This window comes from Mucilaginibacter sp., assembly GCF_028288225.1.
In the GTDB taxonomy this organism is placed as follows: Bacteria; Bacteroidota; Bacteroidia; order Sphingobacteriales; family Sphingobacteriaceae; genus Mucilaginibacter.
Window position 1 is genome coordinate 106531 of sequence record NZ_JAQBOC010000014.1, and the last position, 20390, is coordinate 126920.

Consider the following 20390-nt stretch of genomic DNA (forward strand, 5'->3'; position numbering starts at 1 on the left):
TTTATCTTATTAAATGTATTACGCCCGTTACGCTTGGAACAGATTTTTTAATAACATTTCCCTTCCAATCAGTACCATTTATAAATCTGGCTGTTATTTGCCATACATATACGCCCTGTGGCATCGGACTACCCTTATAGGTACCATCCCATCCGTCAACAGGTGCTCCTTTATCATCAAGCTTTCTTGTTTCCCAAATACATTGTGCGTAGTTATTAAATATTTGCATATGCCATTCTTTCATACCTGATCCCTTAGCCGTAAATGTGCGTAATTCTATAGAGGCGCCATCAGGTTGAAACGCATTCGGTAAAAATACTTGTCCTGGTGTACCCGTTATACGTACATAATGACTAATTGTGCTGTCGCACCCTAATTGACTTATGGTGGTTAATGTAACCTTGTATAAACCCGTATCAGGGTAAGTGTGATATGGGTTTTGTGTTGTCGAAACCTGGCCATCACCAAAATTCCAGTTCCAGTATTTAGGAATACCTGTTGTCTTATCTATAAAAGCAAAACCGTAGTTAGGTATGGTGGTCACACTGTCGGGTTTTTCAGTAAATTCTGCTCCCGGTGGCGGAGTAATAATTATGTAATTTATTTTCGAAACCGAATTTGTACAGCCCGTAGATGAATTAGTTGCAGTTAAAGTTACCGTGAAAGGTGAATTTTTAGAGCTATAGCTATGCGGTGGCGGAGTGAATCCGTTAGCATGTGGCGATCCGTCTCCAAAATCCCAATCGTAAAACATGGAAGCAGCCTGGGTATTTGCATCATTAGGAGTTGTATTAGTAAAGGTAACCAAAACATTTCTGCAGCCCGAAGTTAGATCAGCTGTAAATGCCGGTACAGGCGGAGGATATACATCTACACGTATAGGCGGATTTGATTCAGCCATCGAACAACTGTTCATAGCCGTTACTGTAACATAATATGTTCCTGGTTTATTAAAAGTATAAGGCAACATAGACACACCGCCTTGTCGTCTGTCAACAACAACATGATTTACGTCATAAATTGTATAATAATAGGTGTCGGCCCCAATCGAATTATTCACAAAGTTTACAGTAAACGGCGCACATCCTTTATTTGCATTGTTTTCAATAAACATTTGTGCAACAATAGTTGATACCGATATTGTTATCGGTATAATTTTGCTTTGACCAGTGTTACCACAAAAGCCTGTGGCAACCATATATAATGAATATGTTTTTGTAGCGCTTACATTAATCGGGTTAAACCTTACCTGGTTTTTATTAGTTGTTACAATTTGTTGTACAAGTACCGAACCATCATATAAATAATAAGTGTAACTTTTATTAGTACCTGGCGAGTAATTATCTACAGCTAAAGTAAATGGCGAGCATCCTATCAATTGTTGAGGCAGAATGTAAGCAATTGGTGCATCAGGTCTTATTGTTACATTAACGGTATAGGGTGCTCTTTGAGCGCAATTGTTAACAATATTTAAAGAAACAGTGTAGGTCGTATCCCGTCCATCTGTGCGCGGAACAAAATCATGTGATGGGTTGACAGCAGTTGATGTCGGAGTACCGTCTCCAAAATTCCACACAAAACTAACACCTGTTAATGAGCTTGAGGTATTTGTGAAATTAACAGTATAAGGGCCGCATCCGTCGGTTTTATCAGCAACAAAGCTTGCTATTACATCTTTGAGGTCATGAATTTGAACAGGATCACTGCTGTCCGGACATGGAGACTGGCCCTTTATAGTCCATAAAAATGTATAAGTATTTCCAGGTACCAAACCGGTAACTTGAGTTTGATAATTATTTGGCGATACAATAGTGATAACAGGACCGGATGTTTGTGTCCATACACCCGTAAATGGAGCAGGATTATTTCCTTGCAGAGTGAAAGAGGTTGCACCGCATAACTGTTGGTTACCACCGGCATTGGCAAGAGGTACCGCTTGGTTTACCGTAACTGTGGTAACACTTGAATAAGCAAAATTACAAACCCCATTTTGTACTACCGCCCTATATTGGGTAGTTTGTATAAGGTTAAGATATTGCTGCGTTGTTGATGTATTAACTATGGACTGCCAGCTAGTTCCATTATCCGTTGATGTTTCCCATCTTAAAATATTGCCAACCTGGCCCGTTAGGGTAATTGTTGCACCATTACTACCTGCACAAACCGTTGCGTCGCCGGTTGTAACGCCTCCTACTGTAGGTTTATCATCTGTAATGGTTACTGTACTTGAATTTGGAGTACACGGCGCGCCTGGCGTTACAGTCCAGGTAAACTGGTATGTATTTCCGGGTATAATCCCCGTTACGGTAGCGTTAGATTTTGTTGGATCAGAAAAAACAATACCTGTTTGACCCGAGGTTACAGTCCAAAGCCCTGCACCTGGTGAAGGATTATTTCCTTGTAAAACGTAGAATGAGGCATTACATATTTCCTGGTTTGTTCCGGCATTTGCCTGTACCGCAGGTGCGTTAATAACAATAGTTGAAACTGTGGAATTAGCAAATGAACAAACACCGTTTTGTACCACTGCCCTGTACTGGGTGGTTTGAAGAAGATTAATATATTGCTGGGTTGTTGTTGTATTAACAATTTGCTGCCAGGTAGTGCCATTATCCGTAGACGACTCCCATCTTAAAATACGTCCAACCTGCCCGCTGAGTATAATGGCCCCGCTATTTGGGCTTCCTGCACAATACACATTTGCTCCTGAGGTAGTCCCTCCAACAGTTGGTGCATCGTCTGTAATTGTCACCAAACTGGAGTTTGGCGCACATGACGGCCCTGAGGTTATTGACCATGTAAACTGATAGGTTTGGCCCGGTACCAGCCCGCTTACAACAGCATTAGGTTGTGTCGCATCCGAAAAAACAACACCGGTTTGTCCTGAAATAACGGTCCATAGGCCGGTACCTGGAGCGGGGTTATTACCTTGCAGCACATAGGAAGTGACATTACATACTTCCTGATCTGCTCCAGCGTTTGCCATTACAGCAGGTGGGGTTATGATAATAACAGAAACAGTTGAATAAGCAAAATTACACAGCCCATTTTGTACTACCGCCCTGTATTGCGTTGTTTGGCCAAGATTAAGGTATGGCTGTGTTGTCGTTGTATTACCAATAGCTTGCCAGGTACTTCCGTTATCTACAGATGATTCCCATCTTAAAACACGGCCGAGTTGCCCGGAGAGGGAAATTGTTCCGCTGATATTACTCCCTGCACAGTATGTAGTACCTCCTCCGGTAGTTCCGCCTACGCTTGGTGCATCATCTGTAATAGTTACCGAACTTGAGTTTGGTGTACATTGAGGTCCCGCAGTTACAGTCCAGGTAAACTGATAGGTCTGACCAGGGGTCAGCCCGCTTACAGTGGCGTTAGGTTGGGTAGGATCAGAAAACGTAACACCTGTTTGGCCGGAAACTAACGTCCAGAGCCCGGTGCTTGGAGCGGGGTTATTCCCCTGTAAAACAGATGATGTTGCATTACATAGTTCCTGATTGGCCCCTGCGTTTGCTGGTACAGCAGGAGGATCTACAACAATAGCTGAAATGGTTGAATTAGCAAACGTACAAACGCCATTTTGTACCACCGCTCTGTATTGGGTAGTTTGAGTAAGATTAAGATATTGCTGCGATGTGCTGGTATTGGCGATAGATTGCCATGTAGCTCCATTGTCTGTGGATGATTCCCATCTCAAAATTGCACCAAGTTGCCCCGACAGCGTTATAGTCCCACTGATGTTGCTACCCGCACAAAAAGTATTAGCCCCTGCAGTAGTACCCCCAACAGAAGGCGCGTCATCTGTAATGGTTACAGAACTTGAGTTCGGCGTACATGGTGCCGACGGGGTTATTGTCCAGGTAAACTGGTAAGTTTGACCAGGTATCAATCCGCTTACAGTAGGAGTAGGTTGTGTAGGATCTGAAAAAGTAACTCCCGTTTGTCCTGAAGTTACGGTCCATAGCCCGGTACTTGGAAAAGGATTATTGCCCTGTAAAACGTAAGTCGTGGCATTACATACTACCTGGTTTGTACCGGCATTTGCCGTTACAGCAGGCGGATTTACAATGATAGTGGTAACACTCGAATAACCAAACGCACAAACCCCGTTTTGTACAGATGCCTTGAATTGGGTTGTTTGGTTAAGATTAGCATATGACAACGTAGGGGTCGTGTTGGCAATGGATAGCCAGGTAACTCCATTGTCAGTTGATGATTCCCATCTTAAAACATTCCCCAGCTGCCCGGTAAGTGTAATACTGCCATTGTTATTGCCGCTGCAGACCGTAGCAGTTCCGGCACTTATACCACCAACGGTTGGTGCATCATCAGTAATGGTTACAGTACTTGAATTTGGCGTACATGGGGCCGTAGGGGTTATTGTCCAGGTAAACTTATAGATTTGACCAGGTATCAGCCCGCTTACTGTAGCATTGGCTTGTGTAGGATCTGAGAAAATAACACCGGTTTGACTTGAAGTTACAGTCCACAGCCCAGTACCAGGAGAAGGACTATTCCCATTGAGGGTATATGAAGTGATATTACATAACTCCTGGCTTGTTCCGGCATTTGCAGGTACAGCTTGCGGGTTTATAACAATGGTGGTAGCAGTTGAATTAGCAAATGTACATACCCCGTTTTGTACCACCGCCCTGTATTGGGTAGTTTGGGTAAGGTTAAGATATGGCTGCGATGTTGCCGTATTTGCAATAGCTTGCCAGGTACTTCCGTTGTCAGTAGATGATTCCCATCCTATAACCGCTCCAAGTTGCCCGGAGAGCGTAATCGTCCCGTTATTACCGCTTCCTGCACAAAAAGTATTAGCTCCTGCAGAAGTACCTCCAACAGAAGGTGCGTCGTCTGTAATAGTTACCGAACTTGAGTTTGGTGAACATGGAGCTCCCGGAGTTACTGTCCAGGTAAACTGATAAGTCTGACCCGGTACCAGGCCGCTTACAGTAGCGTTAGGTTGGGTTGGATTTGAAAAAGTTACGCCTGTTTGACTTGAGGTTACTGTCCATATCCCTGTACCAGGGGAAGCACTATTTCCATTGAGCAAGTACGTGGTAACATTACATAGTTCCTGGTTAGCCCCTGCATTTGCTACTACTGCGGGCGGGTTTATGGTAATAGTAGTAACGGTTGAATTAGCAAACGTACAAACCCCGTTTTGTACCACCGCCCTGTATTGGGTGGTTTGAGTAAGGTTAAGATATTGCTGCGATGTGCTTGTATTGGCGATAGACTGCCATGTAGCTCCATTATTTGTTGATGATTCCCATCTTAAAACCGTTCCGAGTTGCCCGGTGAGTGTAACAGTTCCGCTAATATTGCTTCCTGTACAAAAGGCAGTGGCCCCTGCAGTAGTACCGCCAACAGAAGGTGCATCATCTGTAATAGTTACGGTACTGGAGTTTGGTGTACATGGCGCCGCCGGGGTTATCGTCCAGGTAAACTGGTAGATTTGACCCGGTATCAATCCGCTTACAGTAGGGGTAGGTTGTGTAGGATCCGAAAAAATAACACCTGTTTGTCCTGAAGTTACCGTCCAAAGTCCCGTAGCAGGAGAAGGATTATTGCCCTGTAAAACGTAAGTGGTCGCATTACATATTATCTGATCTGTTCCGGCATTAGCTGTTACAGCAGGCGGATTTACAATAACAGTGGTAACACTCGAATATGCAAGTGTACATACCCCATTTTGTACTACTGCCCTGTATTGAGTGCTTTGAGCAAGGTTAGCATATGGCAACGTAGGGGTTGTGTTGGCAATAGATAGCCAGGTAACTCCGTTATCAGTTGATGATTCCCATCTTAACACTGCGCCTAGTTGACCTGTGAGTGTAATACTGCCATTGTTATTGCCGCTACATACTGTAGCAGTTCCGGCAGTTGTACCACCAATTGTTGGTGCATCATCAGTAATAGTTACAGTACTTGAGTTTGGCGTACATGGAGCGGTAGGGGTTATTGTCCAGGTAAACTTATAGGTTTGACCCGGTATCAGCCCGCTTACTGTAGCGGTAGCTTGTGTAGGATCTGAAAAAATAACACCGGTTTGATTTGAAGTTACCGTCCACAGCCCTGTACCAGGTGAAGGATTATTACCATTGAGCGTATAAGAGGTAACATTACATAATTGCTGGTTTGTTCCTGCGTTTGCAGGTACGGCTTGCGGGTTTATAACAATAGTGGTAGCAGTCGAATTAGCAAATGTACATACCCCGTTTTGTACCACCGCCCTGTATTGAGTAGTTTGGGTAAGGTTAAGATATGGCTGCGATGTTGCTGTATTTGCAATAGCTTGCCAGGTACTTCCGTTGTCTGTCGATGATTCCCATCTTATAACCGCTCCAAGTTGCCCGGAGAGTGTAATAGTTCCGTTATTACCGCTTCCTGCACAAAAAGTATTGGCACCAGCAGTAGTACCTCCGATTGAAGGTGCATCATCCGTTATAGTTACCGAACTGGAGTTTGGTGAACATGGAGCTCCCGGAGTTACTGTCCAGGTAAACTGGTAGGTCTGGCCCGGTACCAGGCCGCTTACAGTAGCGTTAGGCTGGGTTGGATCCGAAAAAGTAATACCTGTCTGGCTTGAGGTTACTGTCCATAGTCCGGTACTTGGAGAAGGCGAAGGTGTATTACCGTTGAGCACATAAGTGGTAACGTTACATAATTCCTGGTTTGTACCGGCATTTGCGGGTACAACAGGGGGGTTTATGGTAATGGTAGTCACGGTTGAATTAGCAAACGTACAAACCCCGTTTTGAACCACTGCCCTGTATTGGGTGGTTTGAGTAAGGTTCAGATATTGCTGCGATGTACTTGTATTGGCAATAGACTGCCATGTAGCTCCATTATTTGTTGATGATTCCCATCTTAAAACTGCTCCAAATTGCCCCGATAGAGTAACAGTCCCGCTGATATTGTTTCCCGCACAAAAGGTAGTTGCCCCTGCAGTGGTACCCCCAATTGTTGGCGCATCATCAGTAATGGTTACAGTACTGGAGTTCGGCGTACATGGTGCCGAAGGGGTTATTGTCCAGGTAAACTGGTAAATTTGACCCGGTATCAATCCGCTTACAGTAGCGTTAGCTTGTGTAGCATTCGAAAAAACAATACCGGTTTGCCCTGAAGTTACCGTCCAAAGTCCGGTAGCAGGGAAAGGATTATTGCCCTGCAAAACATAGGAAGTAGCATTACATACTCTCTGATCTGTTCCGGCATTTGCTGTTACAGCAGGCGGGTTTACAGTAATAGCAGTAACTGTTGAATTAGCAAACGTACATACCCCATTTTTAACCACCGCCCTATACTGGATGGTTTGAGTAAGGTTAGTGTATGTTAGCGTTGTACTTGTATTGGCAATAGTTTGCCAGGTTGCCCCATTATCTATTGACGATTCCCATCTTAACACTGCGCCAAGTTGACCTGCAAGCGTTATACTGCCACTGTTATTGCCACTACATACTGTAGTAGTTCCGGCAGTTGTACCACCAATCGTTGGGGCATCATCAGTAATAGTTACAGTACTTGAGTTTGGCGTACATGGAGCGGTAGGGGTTATTGTCCAGGTAAACTTATAGGTTTGACCCGGTACCAGCCCGCTTACTGTAGCGGTGGCTTGTGTAGGATCCGAAAAGATAACGCCGGTTTGACCTGAAGTTACCGTCCATAATCCTGTAGCCGGAAGAGGGCTATTGCCATTGAGCGTATACGAAGTGATATTACATAATTGCTGGTTTGTTCCGGCGTTTGCAGGTACGGCTTGCGGGTTTATAATAATGGCAGTAACTGTCGAGTTGGCAAACGTACATACCCCGTTTTGTACCACCGCCCTGTATTGAGTAGTTTGGGTAAGGTTAAGATATGGCTGCGACGTTGCCGTATTTGCAATAGCTTGCCAGGTACTTCCGTTGTCTGTCGATGATTCCCATCTTATAACAGCACCAAGTTGTCCGGTTAATGTAATAGTCCCACTATTATTGCTTCCGGCGCAAAAAGTATTGGCACCAGCTGTAGTACCCCCGATTGAAGGCGCATCATCCGTTATTGTTACCGAACTTGAGTTTGGCGCACACGGTAATGCAGGGGTTACTGTCCAGGTAAACTGGTAGGTTTGACCGGGCACCATTCCGCTTACAGTAGCGGTAGGTTGAGTTGGATCTGAAAATGTAATGCCTGTCTGGCTTGAAGTTACTGTCCACAGCCCTGTGCTGGGAGAAGGGCTATTGCCCTGCAATACGTACGAAGTAGCATTACACAATACCTGGTTTGTTCCTGCATTCGCTGTTACAGGCGGCGGGGTAATTGTAATGGTGGTAACACTCGAGTTAGCAAATGAACAAACACCATTTTGTACTACCGCCCTGTATTGGGTAGTTTGGGTAAGGTTAATGTATTGCTGTGTTGTGGTTGTGTTAGCAATAGTTTGCCAGGTAGTTCCGTTATTTATAGACGATTCCCATCTTAAAACAGCGCCAAGTTGGCCTGTTAATGTAACAGCTCCGCTAATGTTGCTTCCCGGACAAAAAGTATTAGCGCCCGCAGTAGTACCTCCAATAGAAGGAGCATCGTCTGTAATAGTTACGGTACTGGAATTCGGCGTACATGGTGCCGCCGGGGTTATAGTCCAGGTAAACTGGTAAATTTGACCCGGTATCAATCCGTTTACTGTAGTGTTTGCTTGTGTAGCATTCGAAAAAGTAATTCCGGTTTGTCCTGAAGCTACTGTCCAAAGTCCTGTGCTTGGTGAAGGGTTATTGCCACTAAGCGTATAAGAAGTAGCATTGCATATTACCTGGTTTGTTCCGGCATTTGCCAGTACAGCAGGCGGGTTTACAATAATGGCAGTAACAGTTGAATTAGCAAATGTACATACCCCGTTTTTAACTACCGCCCTATACTGGATAGTTTGAGTAAGGTTAGTGTATGTTAGCGTTGTAGTTGTATTAGCAATAGTTTGCCAGGTGGTTCCGTTATCTATTGACGATTCCCACCTTAAAATGGCGCCAAGTTGTCCTGCAAGCGTTATATTGCCATTATTAGTGCCACTACAAACTGTGGCAGTTCCGGCAGTAGTACCACCAATCGTTGGGGCATCATCCGTAATAGTTACAGAACTCGAATTTGGTGTACATGGAGCTGTCGGGGTTATTGTCCAGGTAAACTGGTAGGTTTGGCCCGGTATCAGCCCGCTTACTGTGGCAGTAGCTTGTGTAGGATCCGAAAAAATAACGCCGGTTTGACCTGAAGTAACTGTCCATAATCCTGTAGCCGGAAGAGGGCTATTGCCATTTAAGGTGTATGAGGTGACATTACATAGTAGCTGGTTAGTTCCTGCGTTTGCTGCTACAGCAGCTGGGTTTATAACAATTATGGAAACAGAAGAATATGCAAATGCACAACTGCCGTTTTGTACAACAGCCCTGTATTGAGTGGTTTGGGTAACATTAAAATACGGTTGTGATGTTGTTGTATTGGCAATAGACTGCCAGGTAGTTCCATTATCGATTGATGATTCCCACCTTAAAACAGCTCCAAGTTGTCCTGAGAGTGTAATAGTTCCATTATTGCCGGTGCCAGAGCAAAAAGTATTAGCCCCGGCAGTGGTACCCCCAACAGAAGGTGCATCATCTCTAATTGTTACAGAACTGGAGTTTGGTGCACATGGTAGCGCCGGAGTTACCGTCCAGGTAAACTGGTAAGTTTGGCCGGGTACCATTCCGCTTACTGTAGCGTTAGGTTGAGTTGCATTTGAAAAAGTGATGCCGGTTTGCCCTGAGGTTACCGTCCAAAGTCCGGTACCTGGAGATGGGCTATTACCATTGAGTGTATAAGTTGTGGCATTACATAATACCTGGTTTGTTCCTGCATTTGCCTGTACAGCAGGCGGGGTAATAATAATAGCAGAAACGGTAGAATAAGCAAATGCACACGTTAAGTTTTTTACAACGGCCCTGTATTGAGTGGTTTGAGTAAGGTTAAGATATTGTTGCGTTGTACCGGTATTAGCAATCGGCTGCCAGGTAGTTCCGTTATCAATTGATGATTCCCACCTTAAAACAGCACCAACCTGACCTGCCAGGGTAATAGTTCCGCTGGCATTAGTTCCCGAACAAAAAGTATTTCCTCCCCCTGTAGTCCCACCTACAGATGGCGCATCATCTGTAATAGTTACAGAACTGGAATTTGGCAAACATGGCGCACCGGTGCTTATTGTCCAGGTAAACTGGTAGGTTTGACCAGGGATCATTCCGCTTACAGTAGCGTTAGGTTGCGTTGGATCTGTAAAAGTAATACCTGTCTGACCTGAGGTAACCGTCCATAGTCCAGTTCCGGGAGATGGGTTATTACCGCTAAGCGTATAAGAGGTGGCATTACATAATACCTGGTTTGTTCCGGCATTTGCAGGTACTGCAGGTTGGTTTATTGTAATGGTTGTGGCGGTTGAATTAGCAAATGTACATATCCCGTTTTTTACAACGGCTCTGTATTGAGTGGTTTGGGTAATGTTAGTATAAGGTTGCGAAATACTTGTATTAGCAATAGGCTGCCAGGTAGTGCCGTTATCAATTGATGACTCCCATCTTATAACAGCGCCGAGTTCCCCGGCAAGTGTAATGGTCCCGTTGTTGTTGCTTCCTGCACAAAAAGCATTAGCACCCGACGTGGTACCCCCAATTGAAGGCGCATCATCTGTAATAGTTACCGAACTTGAGTTTGGTGTACATGGCGCCGCTGGGGTGATTGTCCAGGTAAACTGGTATGTCTGACCGGGAATCAATCCGCTTGCAGTAGCGGTAGATTGAGTTGGATTTGAAAAAGTAACGCCGGTTTGGCTTGAAGTTACCGTCCATAGCCCTGTGCCGGGAGATGGATTGTTACCGCTAAGCGTATAAGTAGTAGCATTACATACTACCTGGTTTGTTCCTGCATTTGCCGTTACAGCTTGCGGATTTATAACAATAGTCGTAGCAGTTGAATTAGCAAATGTACATAACCCATTTTTTACAACGGCTCTATATTGGGTGGTTTGGGAAACGTTAGTATAAGGTAGTGATGTACCGGTATTTGCAATAGGCTGCCAGGTAGTTCCATTATCAACTGATGATTCCCATCCTATAACAGCACCAAGCTGCCCAGAAAGTGTGATAGTTCCGTTGTTGCTGCTTCCGGCACAAAAAGTATTAGCACCTGCTGTGATACCTCCAATAGAAGGTGCATCATCTATAATAGTTACCGAACTTGAGTTTGGTGCACATGGAGCTGCCGGAGTTATTGTCCAGGTAAACTGGTAGGTTTGACCCGGTACCAGGCCGCTTGCAGTAGCGTTAGCTTGAGTTGGGTCCGAAAAAGTAACGCCGGTTTGGCTGGAAGTAACTGTCCATAATCCGGTACCAGGGGATGGGTTATTGCCATTGAGTGTATAAGTTGTGGCATTACATAACTCCTGGGTTGTACCTGCATTTGACTGCACAGCAGCCGGGTTTATTACAATAGCACTAACAGTCGAATAGGCAAAAGTACATACCCCGTTTTTTACAACTGCCCTGTATTGGGTGGTTTGGGTAAGGTTAATGTATGATTGGGATGTTGCTGTATTGGCGATAGGCACCCATGTAACTCCGTTATCTGTTGATGATTCCCATCTTAAAACAGCACCAAGCTGCCCGGAAAGTGTAATAGTTCCGTTAATATTGCTTCCCGCACAAACAATAGTACCCCCCGCCGTAGTACCTCCCATTGAAGGTGCATCATTCGTAATAGTTACAACACTGGAATTCGGGGTACAAGGAGCTGCCGGGGTTATTGTCCACTTAAATTGGTAAGTTTGGCCGGCAACCATTCCGCTTACTGTAGCGTTAGCTTGCGCAGGATTCGAAAAAGTAATACCTGTCTGACCTGAAGTCAATGTCCATAGTCCTGTTCCTGGTGATGGATTATTGCCATTAAGCGTATAAGAAGTAGCATTACACAATACCTGGTTTGTTCCGGCATTTGATGTTACAGCAGGTGGATTTACAGTAATTGTGGTTACTGTTGAATAAGCGAAGGCACAACTTCCGTTTTGTACAACAGCCCTGTATTGGGTGGTTTGGGTAAGATTAAGATATGGCTGCGTTGTAGTCGTATTGGCGATAGACTGCCAAGTAGTTCCGTTATCTATGGATGATTCCCATCTTAAAATACTTCCAAGTTGCCCGTTAAGTGTAACACTGGCATTGCTGCTGCCGCTACAAACAGTAGCAGTTCCCGATGTAGTACCTCCGATTGAAAGTGCATCATCCGTAATAGTTACAGTATTTGAGTTTGGCGTACATGGAGCTGCCGGAGTTATTGTCCAGGTAAACTTATAGGTTTGACCGGCAACCATTCCGCTTACGGTAGCGTTAGCTTGCGCAGGATTTGAAAAAGTAAGGCCTGCCTGGCCGGAAGTGACTGTCCATAGTCCCGTACCCACTAACGGGCTATTGCCCTGTAAGGTATATGTGGCAGCATTACATAGCACCTGGTTTGTTCCGGCATTGGCTGTTGACGCAACTGGGTTTACAGTAATTGTAGTTACGGTTGAGTAAGCAAATGCACATGGCGCGTTTTGTACAACGGCCCTGTATTGAGTGGTTTGGGTAAGATTAAGGTATGGCTGTGTTGTAGTAGTATTTGCAATAGGCAGTACGGTAGTCCAGTTATCTGTGGATGATTCCCATCTTAAAATACTTCCAACTTGCCCGCTAAGTGTAATATTACTATTGCTGCTGCCGCTACAAACCGTAGCAGCTCCCGCCGTAGTGCCTCCGACCGAAGGTAAGGCATCCGTAATTGTTACAGTACTCGAGTTTGGTGTACAAGGGGCTGGCGGGGTTATCGTCCACGTAAACTTATATGTTTGGCCCGCAACCAATCCGCTTACTGTTGCGTTAGCTTGCGTAGGATCCGAAAAAGTAATACCTAACTGACCGGATGTGACAGTCCATAATCCGGCATCGGGCGACGCGCTATTACCACCAAGCGTATAAGAGGCAGCATTGCATATTACCTGGTTTGTTCCTGCATTTGCGATTACCGGGGACGGATTTACAGTAATAGTTGCGGTTACCGGTGTGCCGGCACAGGTTCCATTATACGGAGTAATAGTATAAGTAACACTGCCGGGAGTACTACCGCTATTATTTAAAACGCTGCTGATACTTGTTGCAGCTATTGCAGTTGCTTGTTGGGTGTTTCCCGTAATGCTGCCTGTTACGCTGCTTGTCCAGGTGTAGGTAGTGCCCGCAATATTAGTCGTTAAATTAATTGTGCCTGTACTGCCACCACAAATTATTGGGATTGCCGGTACTGCAGTAATTATTGGATGTGGTTTAACCGTTACTTTGAGGGTAAGGGGAGTGCCGGGACATCCATTAGGGTCATGCGGGGTAATAACATAACTAACAACTGAGTTGACTGTTGCAGACGTGTTTACCAAAACGTCAGTAATAGGAGTTCCACTTCCGGAAGCGGTAAACCCGGTAGTCGTTCCGGTAAAGTTTGAGGCGGTCCAGGTAAACGTGCTGCCCGCTATTGACGCGGTGATGCCATAATTAACCGGATTACCGGTACATATTGTCGCGGTAGTCGCACTTGTAACTTTATCTGTGGGATAAATATTTACGACGACGTTTTTAGATATAGTCGAGCAGGCGCCGGTCAATCCTGTATTAACAGTAAGCGTAAGTGTTACAGTTCCGGCAGTGTTGTCCGCTGTGCTTGGAGTATAGGTTGGTGTGAGTGTTGTGCCGCCGGTGAACGTTCCTGTACCACTGGTGGTCCATGCCACTGAAGTATATGTTGCCGGGGTTATAGTAGCCGTCAAACCTGTGGGACTACTGGGGCAAATAGTCGGTACAGGCGTGATCGCTATTATCGGTACTTGCTGAAAAGTTAGGTTTTGTGATTGCGTTGCAGGTCCACAACTGTTTGTTTCGGTTACGCTTACAATATATGTACCATAACCAGTAAATGTAATTTGAGGATATTGGCTATTGGCGGTTGTACCACCGGCAAAACTAAAAGTACCCCCTGTGACTGTCCACGTATAAGTACCCGCCAGCGGAGTTACGGTACCCGTAATTGTAGTTTGTGTAATGCCAGCAGCGGTATTAAAATTATAGGTAAAGTTAGTGCCGCATATTAAGGTATTAGGCGACATCGTAATAGTTGGCGGTGCATCAACTACTATAGTATGGCTAACAGTATATGTACCGCAATTTTGTGCCGTAATGGCTAATTTTACTGTGTAAGTGCCAGGCTGCGAAAATGTAAGCTGCGGTTGATGACTACTTGAGCTGGTACCGCCCGTAAAATTTACTGGTGCCGGTCCTGTAACCGTCCACAAATAGATGTTGGAGCTTCCGCATCCTGGATCAACAACGGATTGATCTGTAACCGTTACGGGTGAAGTTAAACAAACAGGCGAAGGTAATGTAAATGCAGGCGTTGGAGGCCCCTGAATACAAATGTTTTGCGTAACATCGGGAGCCGGGCATGCCCCGTTAAAACTACTGTTAAGGTGAAGTGTAACCGTATGCGGGCCAGGTGTAAACGTATAAATAAAAAGCGTACTTATGGGAACGTTTGAAAGTTGCGCAGTACCATCAACCAACCAGGTGTACCTGGCGTTTGGATTAGTACAATTTAAAGTTGTCGGATCCTGACCAGGATCAGATGTGTTGGTGAACGTAATAGGCGAGTTGGAACATCCTAACGGTGAAAATGTAAAGCTGTTGATCGGCACTTGCAATACGGTGGCAGTGGCAGTTATAGGGCTTACGAGCGAAGCGCAATAAGGAGCTTTTGGCTGGTCGGTAATAGTGAACGTTTTACTTCCGCTGCTGCAAGATCCTGATGTATAAAACTTGGTTACATTGCCACCCGAAGCTACTAAATCACAATAGCTATAATTGCTGCTTGTACCATCGCCCCAGTTAACATTATATGTTATTCCGGGATAATTATTTTTGATCGTATTAGGGTCAATAATATAAGTTAGCGCTGCACCTAAACATACGGTGTTGGTGCCTGAAAGAGCAAAAGTGTTTGTAACGGGATTATTAACTAAAGTATAAGCCTGTGTTCCGATGGTTGTACTATTGGTGGCTTTTACCAGGACGGTATAATTGTTTGCCGCAGCGGTAAAGGTACCATTGGGGGCCAAGGTGACGGTACCGGAAGCTGATTGAGTAGATTCATCAAAAAAGCTGGCCGTTGATGACGCGGTTGATGAACTATTGGCAAAATCAAAAGTCAGCCCGGCCGTACCGTTACAAGTGCCAATTGTATTGCCGCTTAAAGTTTCGCCGCTTGTCATTGCTGCCGTTACTACTGCGCCCGCGGCAACTGTAAAAGAAGGTGACGCGGCGCTGGTAACTGCCGGGCTGGTAGATTTTATAACAAATTTATAGGTTCCGGCGGCGGTGCCCACAGGTATTACGGCATTCATATAAGTCGCGTAAACTCCAGCAGTGGTGCTTAGCGGCCCTGATATAATCGTTCCCGCTGAATTGGCGAGATATACTTGAAATGTATTACTTTGCTGAATACAACCACCAGAGCCAATATTAAAAGGCACGGCAATAGTAGAACCAGGAGAATAAGTGCCAGTTGGAAAGTTTTGTATAGTTAACGTTTGAGCACTCGCATACCTTGAGGTAAACAGAGCAAAAAATAATAAAAAAAATAAGCTTTTAGTAAATATTTTTTCCATAAGTAAGATATTATGCTTTCAAGCCATTTTAAATCAATTACTTATGTATTATAAATAATACAACGGCCAAAAGAACCTGAATTTAAGCATGTTACATTATCTTGCAAGTAATCATGCCTTTATACGAAAAGAAAGAGATGGGGTTACGTTTTTAACTACTATAAAGAGCTTAAAGAATATTTTTTATGAAATAATAAGCAAAGGATTAACTTATAATAGCATTCACTTACTTAGCCAAAAAATAAATAAGCCACAAAAATTGCTGCTAAAATTCCGGCAAAATCAGCAATCAAACCTGCTGGTATAGCATAACGGGACTTTTTGATCCCGACTGACCCAAAATACAAGGCCACAATATAAAAAGTTGTATCAGATGAACCGTTAAAAATGCAGCCTAAACGGCCCGCAAAACTATCGGGTTTAAAAGTGGTCATTACATTAATCATCATTGCCTTTGAACCGGAGCCGCTAAGGGGTTTCATATAAGCAACCGGCATAGCATCAACAAATCTTGTATCAAGGTTAAATTGAACGCAAATCCATCTTAAGCCATCATTAATATAATCAAGCGCCCCGCATGAACGGAAAACGCTGATACCAACCAGCATCGCAACCAGGTAGGGTATTATTTTTACCGAGGTTTCAAACCCCCTTTTCGCACCCTCAATAAAAATTTCAAATACATTTATTTTTTTGTACAGTGCACCTGCTATAAAAATTATTGGTACCGAAAATAACATCAAATTACTGGCTACTTTTGATACTAATGCGATTTGTTCTTTTGTTAAATAAACTGTAAAGTACCATACTAATAAAATAATAAAAGCAGTTATACCGCCCAGCCAGCTAATAATCACACGGTCAAACAATTTTATTTTTTGTTTTATTGCAACTGCAATCATACCTACTACTGCGGCTACATAAGTGGCTATTATACAAGGTATAAAAATATCAGTAGGATCTTTCGCATGAAGAATTGCGCGCTGGGCAATAATTGTAACAGGTAATAATTGTAAGCCCGATGTAAGCAATACCAGGTACATGATCTGAGCATTAGAAGCTGTTTCCTTGTCGGGATTAAGTTCTTGTAAACTATCCATGGCCTTTAAGCCCAATGGTGTGGCTGCATTATCAAGTCCCATCAAATTTGCCGAAAAGCTCATCATGATATTACCGGTTGCCGGGTGGTTTTTTGGCACCCCAGGAAATAACCTGCTAAAAAACGGACCAACAATGCGCGATAAAAAATTAATCGCACCTGCTTTTTCACCTATGTTCATAATGCCGAGCCAGAGAGCCATATTTCCGGCCAACGGCAAGGCTATATCCATTACTGATGATTTGGATGAGCTAAACATGCCCGAAACCAGGTGCATAAATATTTCTGTGTCGCCAAAAAATACAAGCCTGATAAGTGCTACAATAAAGGCTATTAAGAAAAAAGCTATCCAGATATAGTTAAGGGCCATAAGACGTATTCAGGCTTTGAAGATAAAGTTTTTTGATAATTAATTTAGAATAAGCATATTTAAAATGAATTTAATCTAATATGAACGAAGTAATCCAGGAAATTAATAATGCAATTTATGATCTGTTTAATATTGATATTCAATCAGTTGAATGGGATTATAAACCGTTACCAGAAAAATGGTCAAAAAAAGAAATTGTCGGACATTTAATTGACAGCGCAATAATAAATCTACAGCGCTTTGTACGCTGTACATTTGAAGAAAACTTTAAATTAATATATGAGCAAGTAGAATGGGTAGAAGCCCAGCAATACCAGCAGGCGGATATTAAAGAGTTACTGATTTTATGGCGGTCATTGAACCAGCAAATTATCCGGGTTTTAGAAAATTATCCTGCAAACAGGCTGCAAGCTCAATGTGATAATAGTAAAACAAGTATTAACTTGCATACCGTAGAATGGCTGGCTGCTGATTATGCTGATCACCTAAAACACCATTTAAAACAAATTTATTAATTTAAAATTGACAGAAACCGCCTGATTCAAATCTGGTAAAATTGCTAATAAAGGACTTTATAGGATGGGAGACAAGATACTAACTAAAACATCTGGTTATTCCGGTACACCCCTGGCCAAAAAGCTGGGTATAAAAGCAGGCTTTCATGTTAAATTGGTAAATGCTTCTGAAAACTACTTTAACCTGTTTACGGATTTGCCCGACAATCTGATTTTTACTGATGATGGTATAAAAAAAGACTTGATTCATTTTTTTACAAAACAAGAAGATGAATTTATTAATAACCTCCCTTTATTAAAAGACCAGATTAAGGCCAATGGTATTATATGGTATCCTGGCCAAAAAAGGCTTCGAAAATTGTAACTGATATTACTGAAACTACAATTAGAAACTATGCAATCCAAACGGGGCTTGTTGATATTAAGGTTTGCGCTGTTGATGAAATATGGTCGGGATTAAAATTAGTTATACCGGTTAAAAACAGGTAATGGTGAAATAACATTAAATTACATTTAGGTTACAGGGGCAATAAATTTTTAATCTTCAAAAATCTTAACTTCGCTTTCTATAATATTCATATGCCTAAAATAAAGCTTTCCCGTGTTAACGGAGATTTTGGCTTCGAAGCCACAGATGAAAACAGTCACACTATAAGAATGGATAGCAGCCCTGAAAGCGGGGGTCAGAATTTTGGGGTACGACCTATGCAAATGCTGTTAATGGGTTTAGGAGGATGCTCTGCAATTGATGTGATTGCTATTTTGAAGAAACAACGCCAGGAGGTTAAAGATTACCAAATGATAATTAACGGTGATCGTGAAAAAGGTAAGGAACCTTCTTTATGGAAAGAAATTACTATTGAATTTCATTTATATGGTGATATTGATGAAGATAAAGCCGCGAAAGCCGTTGAACTTTCCATTAATAAGTATTGTTCGGTAGCAGCAACTTTAACTAATGCGGGTGCAGCAATAAAGTGGAAGGTATTTGTACATCCTGCTAAAGCAATCTTAAATTAATATGTTTTTATTGTAGATATTTTGCTCTGACTTTACCTATAATTTAATTTAACTTAACTATAAAGCATACCGCGGGTATGCTTTTTTTATTTTTATAAAGTACAAAACTGTACTCTTTTAAACGCATTGTTAAAATAGTTTAAAATATATGGATCGTTTTTTACTGCCCCTTGAAAAATGAATAAAAATCACTTAATAAATCATTATATATCAGTTGTTTACTGTAATGTTTTTACATTTTAATGTTTAATCTAAACACCCATTAAATACTTAAATTAAATTCTGATTTCATATGGCATTGATGTTGCCTATCAAGTTTGTGTTTTATTAATTAAAACATTTATTTAAACATTAACCAAATGAAATCAAACTACAAAAAAGTACTTTTGCTGCTTACAGGGATTCTGGCAGGCGGCAGATTGTTAGCCCAAACTAAGGATACATCACATGTATCAACAGATTATGTAAAGCCATTTTCGGGCGATGGCGCCTTTCGCACATGGTCGATAGGTGTAAGTGCTGGTGTATTAACGCCTAACACTCTTTTTGGCTCAAACAATAAGCAGGACTTTACTTCTCCAAATGGAGAGCTAGGGTATGGAGCCTATATCAAAAAGCAAATATTACCATCCTTTGGTATCCAGGCAGATTTTCTTGCTGGTAAATTAAGTGGGACTAGTGCTAATACTGATGCATCCGGTAATTCCCCGATTAATAGCTTTAGTACTAAACTTCATTACTCTGCAAGCTTAAGTGGGGTTTTTACACTTGCAAATATTAACTGGCATATTCATAAAACTGCAGTACAGCCATATTTCTCTTTAGGTGTTGGCGACATGAATTATACACCCGTAATAACTTATGCAAACGGTACTGTTAATAATTTTAAAACAGATAATAATGGAGCAATAAGTGAAATTTTTGTACCTGCAGGGGTGGGGTTGAAATTTAATATTGCTCAAGGGATAAACCTCGACCTTGGATACCAGGTTAATTTTGTTTACTCAGACAACGTTGACGGATACCACTATGGAGCTAACAATGATAAATTTTCATATGCTCATGCCGGTTTAGAGTTTGCTTTAGGTGGCAAATCAAAACCCCAGTTAGCTACGCATAACCCTGTAAATTCAATGCGGGAAGAATATTTATGGGAAAATAAGAATACAAAAGACCGGTTACAAGCACAAATTGATGCAGAAAAAGCTAAAAATGACCAATTGCGCAATGACTTGAATACAACGAATGCAAATCTGGCCAAGTTAACTACTGACAGTGATGGCGATGGTGTTCCTGATTATTTTGATAAATGCCCAAATACACCGGCGGGATCAAAGGTTGATGGTTCAGGTTGTCCGCTTCCTGTTAATAAACCGGATACTAAAGTTTATATTACAGAAGAAGACAGAAGGGTTGTTAACGAAGCAGTAAAAAATCTTGAATTTGAATTCAATAAAGCAACCATCCGCGAGCATTCATATTCAAGTTTAGATAAGCTTGCAGATTTACTGAAACAGAAGGGTCTTAATTTGAAATTAGCAGGCTACACTGATAATGTTGGTGGAGTAGCCTTTAATTTACGTCTATCAAGAGCGCGTGCAGAGGCTGTTAAAACTTACCTTACCGGTAAAGGTGTAGATG

General features: G+C 42.7%; 6 protein-coding genes. 4 read left to right on the plus strand and 2 right to left on the minus strand.

The window, feature by feature from the left end:
• Nucleotide 1: 1 nt before the first annotated feature.
• Together JWQ54_RS03695 and JWQ54_RS03700 are read right to left on the minus strand one after the other, a co-directional pair.
• The gene (locus tag JWQ54_RS03695; protein WP_299580380.1) at nt 2–15745 is read right to left on the minus strand and encodes a PKD domain-containing protein; all 15744 of its coding nucleotides are present in this window, start codon (nt 15743–15745) and stop codon (nt 2–4) included.
• 230 nt (nt 15746–15975) lie between these two features.
• Complete coding sequence (locus tag JWQ54_RS03700; protein WP_299580383.1) at nt 15976–17214, minus strand: nucleoside recognition domain-containing protein; 1239 nt, start codon at nt 17212–17214, stop codon at nt 15976–15978.
• Nucleotides 17215–17294: 80 nt separating this feature from the next.
• On the opposite strand from JWQ54_RS03700, the gene JWQ54_RS03705 reads away from it, so the two are divergent.
• The 4 genes from JWQ54_RS03705 to JWQ54_RS03720 form a co-directional block, all read left to right on the plus strand.
• Nucleotides 17295–17729, plus strand: coding sequence for a DinB family protein (locus JWQ54_RS03705; protein ID WP_299580386.1), 435 nt, complete (start codon nt 17295–17297; stop codon nt 17727–17729).
• A gap of 64 nt (nt 17730–17793) precedes the next feature.
• Nucleotides 17794–18093: a hypothetical protein gene (locus tag JWQ54_RS03710; RefSeq protein WP_299580389.1), complete on the plus strand. Its 300-nt coding sequence runs from the start codon at nt 17794–17796 to the stop codon at nt 18091–18093.
• 215 nt (nt 18094–18308) lie between these two features.
• Nucleotides 18309–18749, plus strand: a complete 441-nt coding sequence (locus tag JWQ54_RS03715; protein WP_299580392.1) for an OsmC family protein — start codon at nt 18309–18311, stop codon at nt 18747–18749.
• A 359-nt stretch (nt 18750–19108) separates the two neighbouring features.
• Nucleotides 19109–20390 (plus strand): DUF6089 family protein (locus tag JWQ54_RS03720; RefSeq protein WP_299580394.1); only part of this gene is annotated, 1282 nt, incomplete at its 3' end.

Excerpts from the sequence above, each read along its gene's own strand:
- JWQ54_RS03715 (WP_299580392.1), top strand. The coding sequence starts at position 18,309 with ATGCCTAAAATAAAGCTTTCCCGTGTTAACGGAGATTTTGGCTTCGAA.
- JWQ54_RS03710 (WP_299580389.1), top strand. The coding sequence starts at position 17,794 with ATGGGAGACAAGATACTAACTAAAACATCTGGTTATTCCGGTACACCC.
- JWQ54_RS03700 (WP_299580383.1), bottom strand. The coding sequence starts at position 17,214 with ATGGCCCTTAACTATATCTGGATAGCTTTTTTCTTAATAGCCTTTATT.
- JWQ54_RS03705 (WP_299580386.1), top strand. The coding sequence starts at position 17,295 with ATGAACGAAGTAATCCAGGAAATTAATAATGCAATTTATGATCTGTTT.
- JWQ54_RS03695 (WP_299580380.1), bottom strand. The coding sequence starts at position 15,745 with ATGGAAAAAATATTTACTAAAAGCTTATTTTTTTTATTATTTTTTGCT.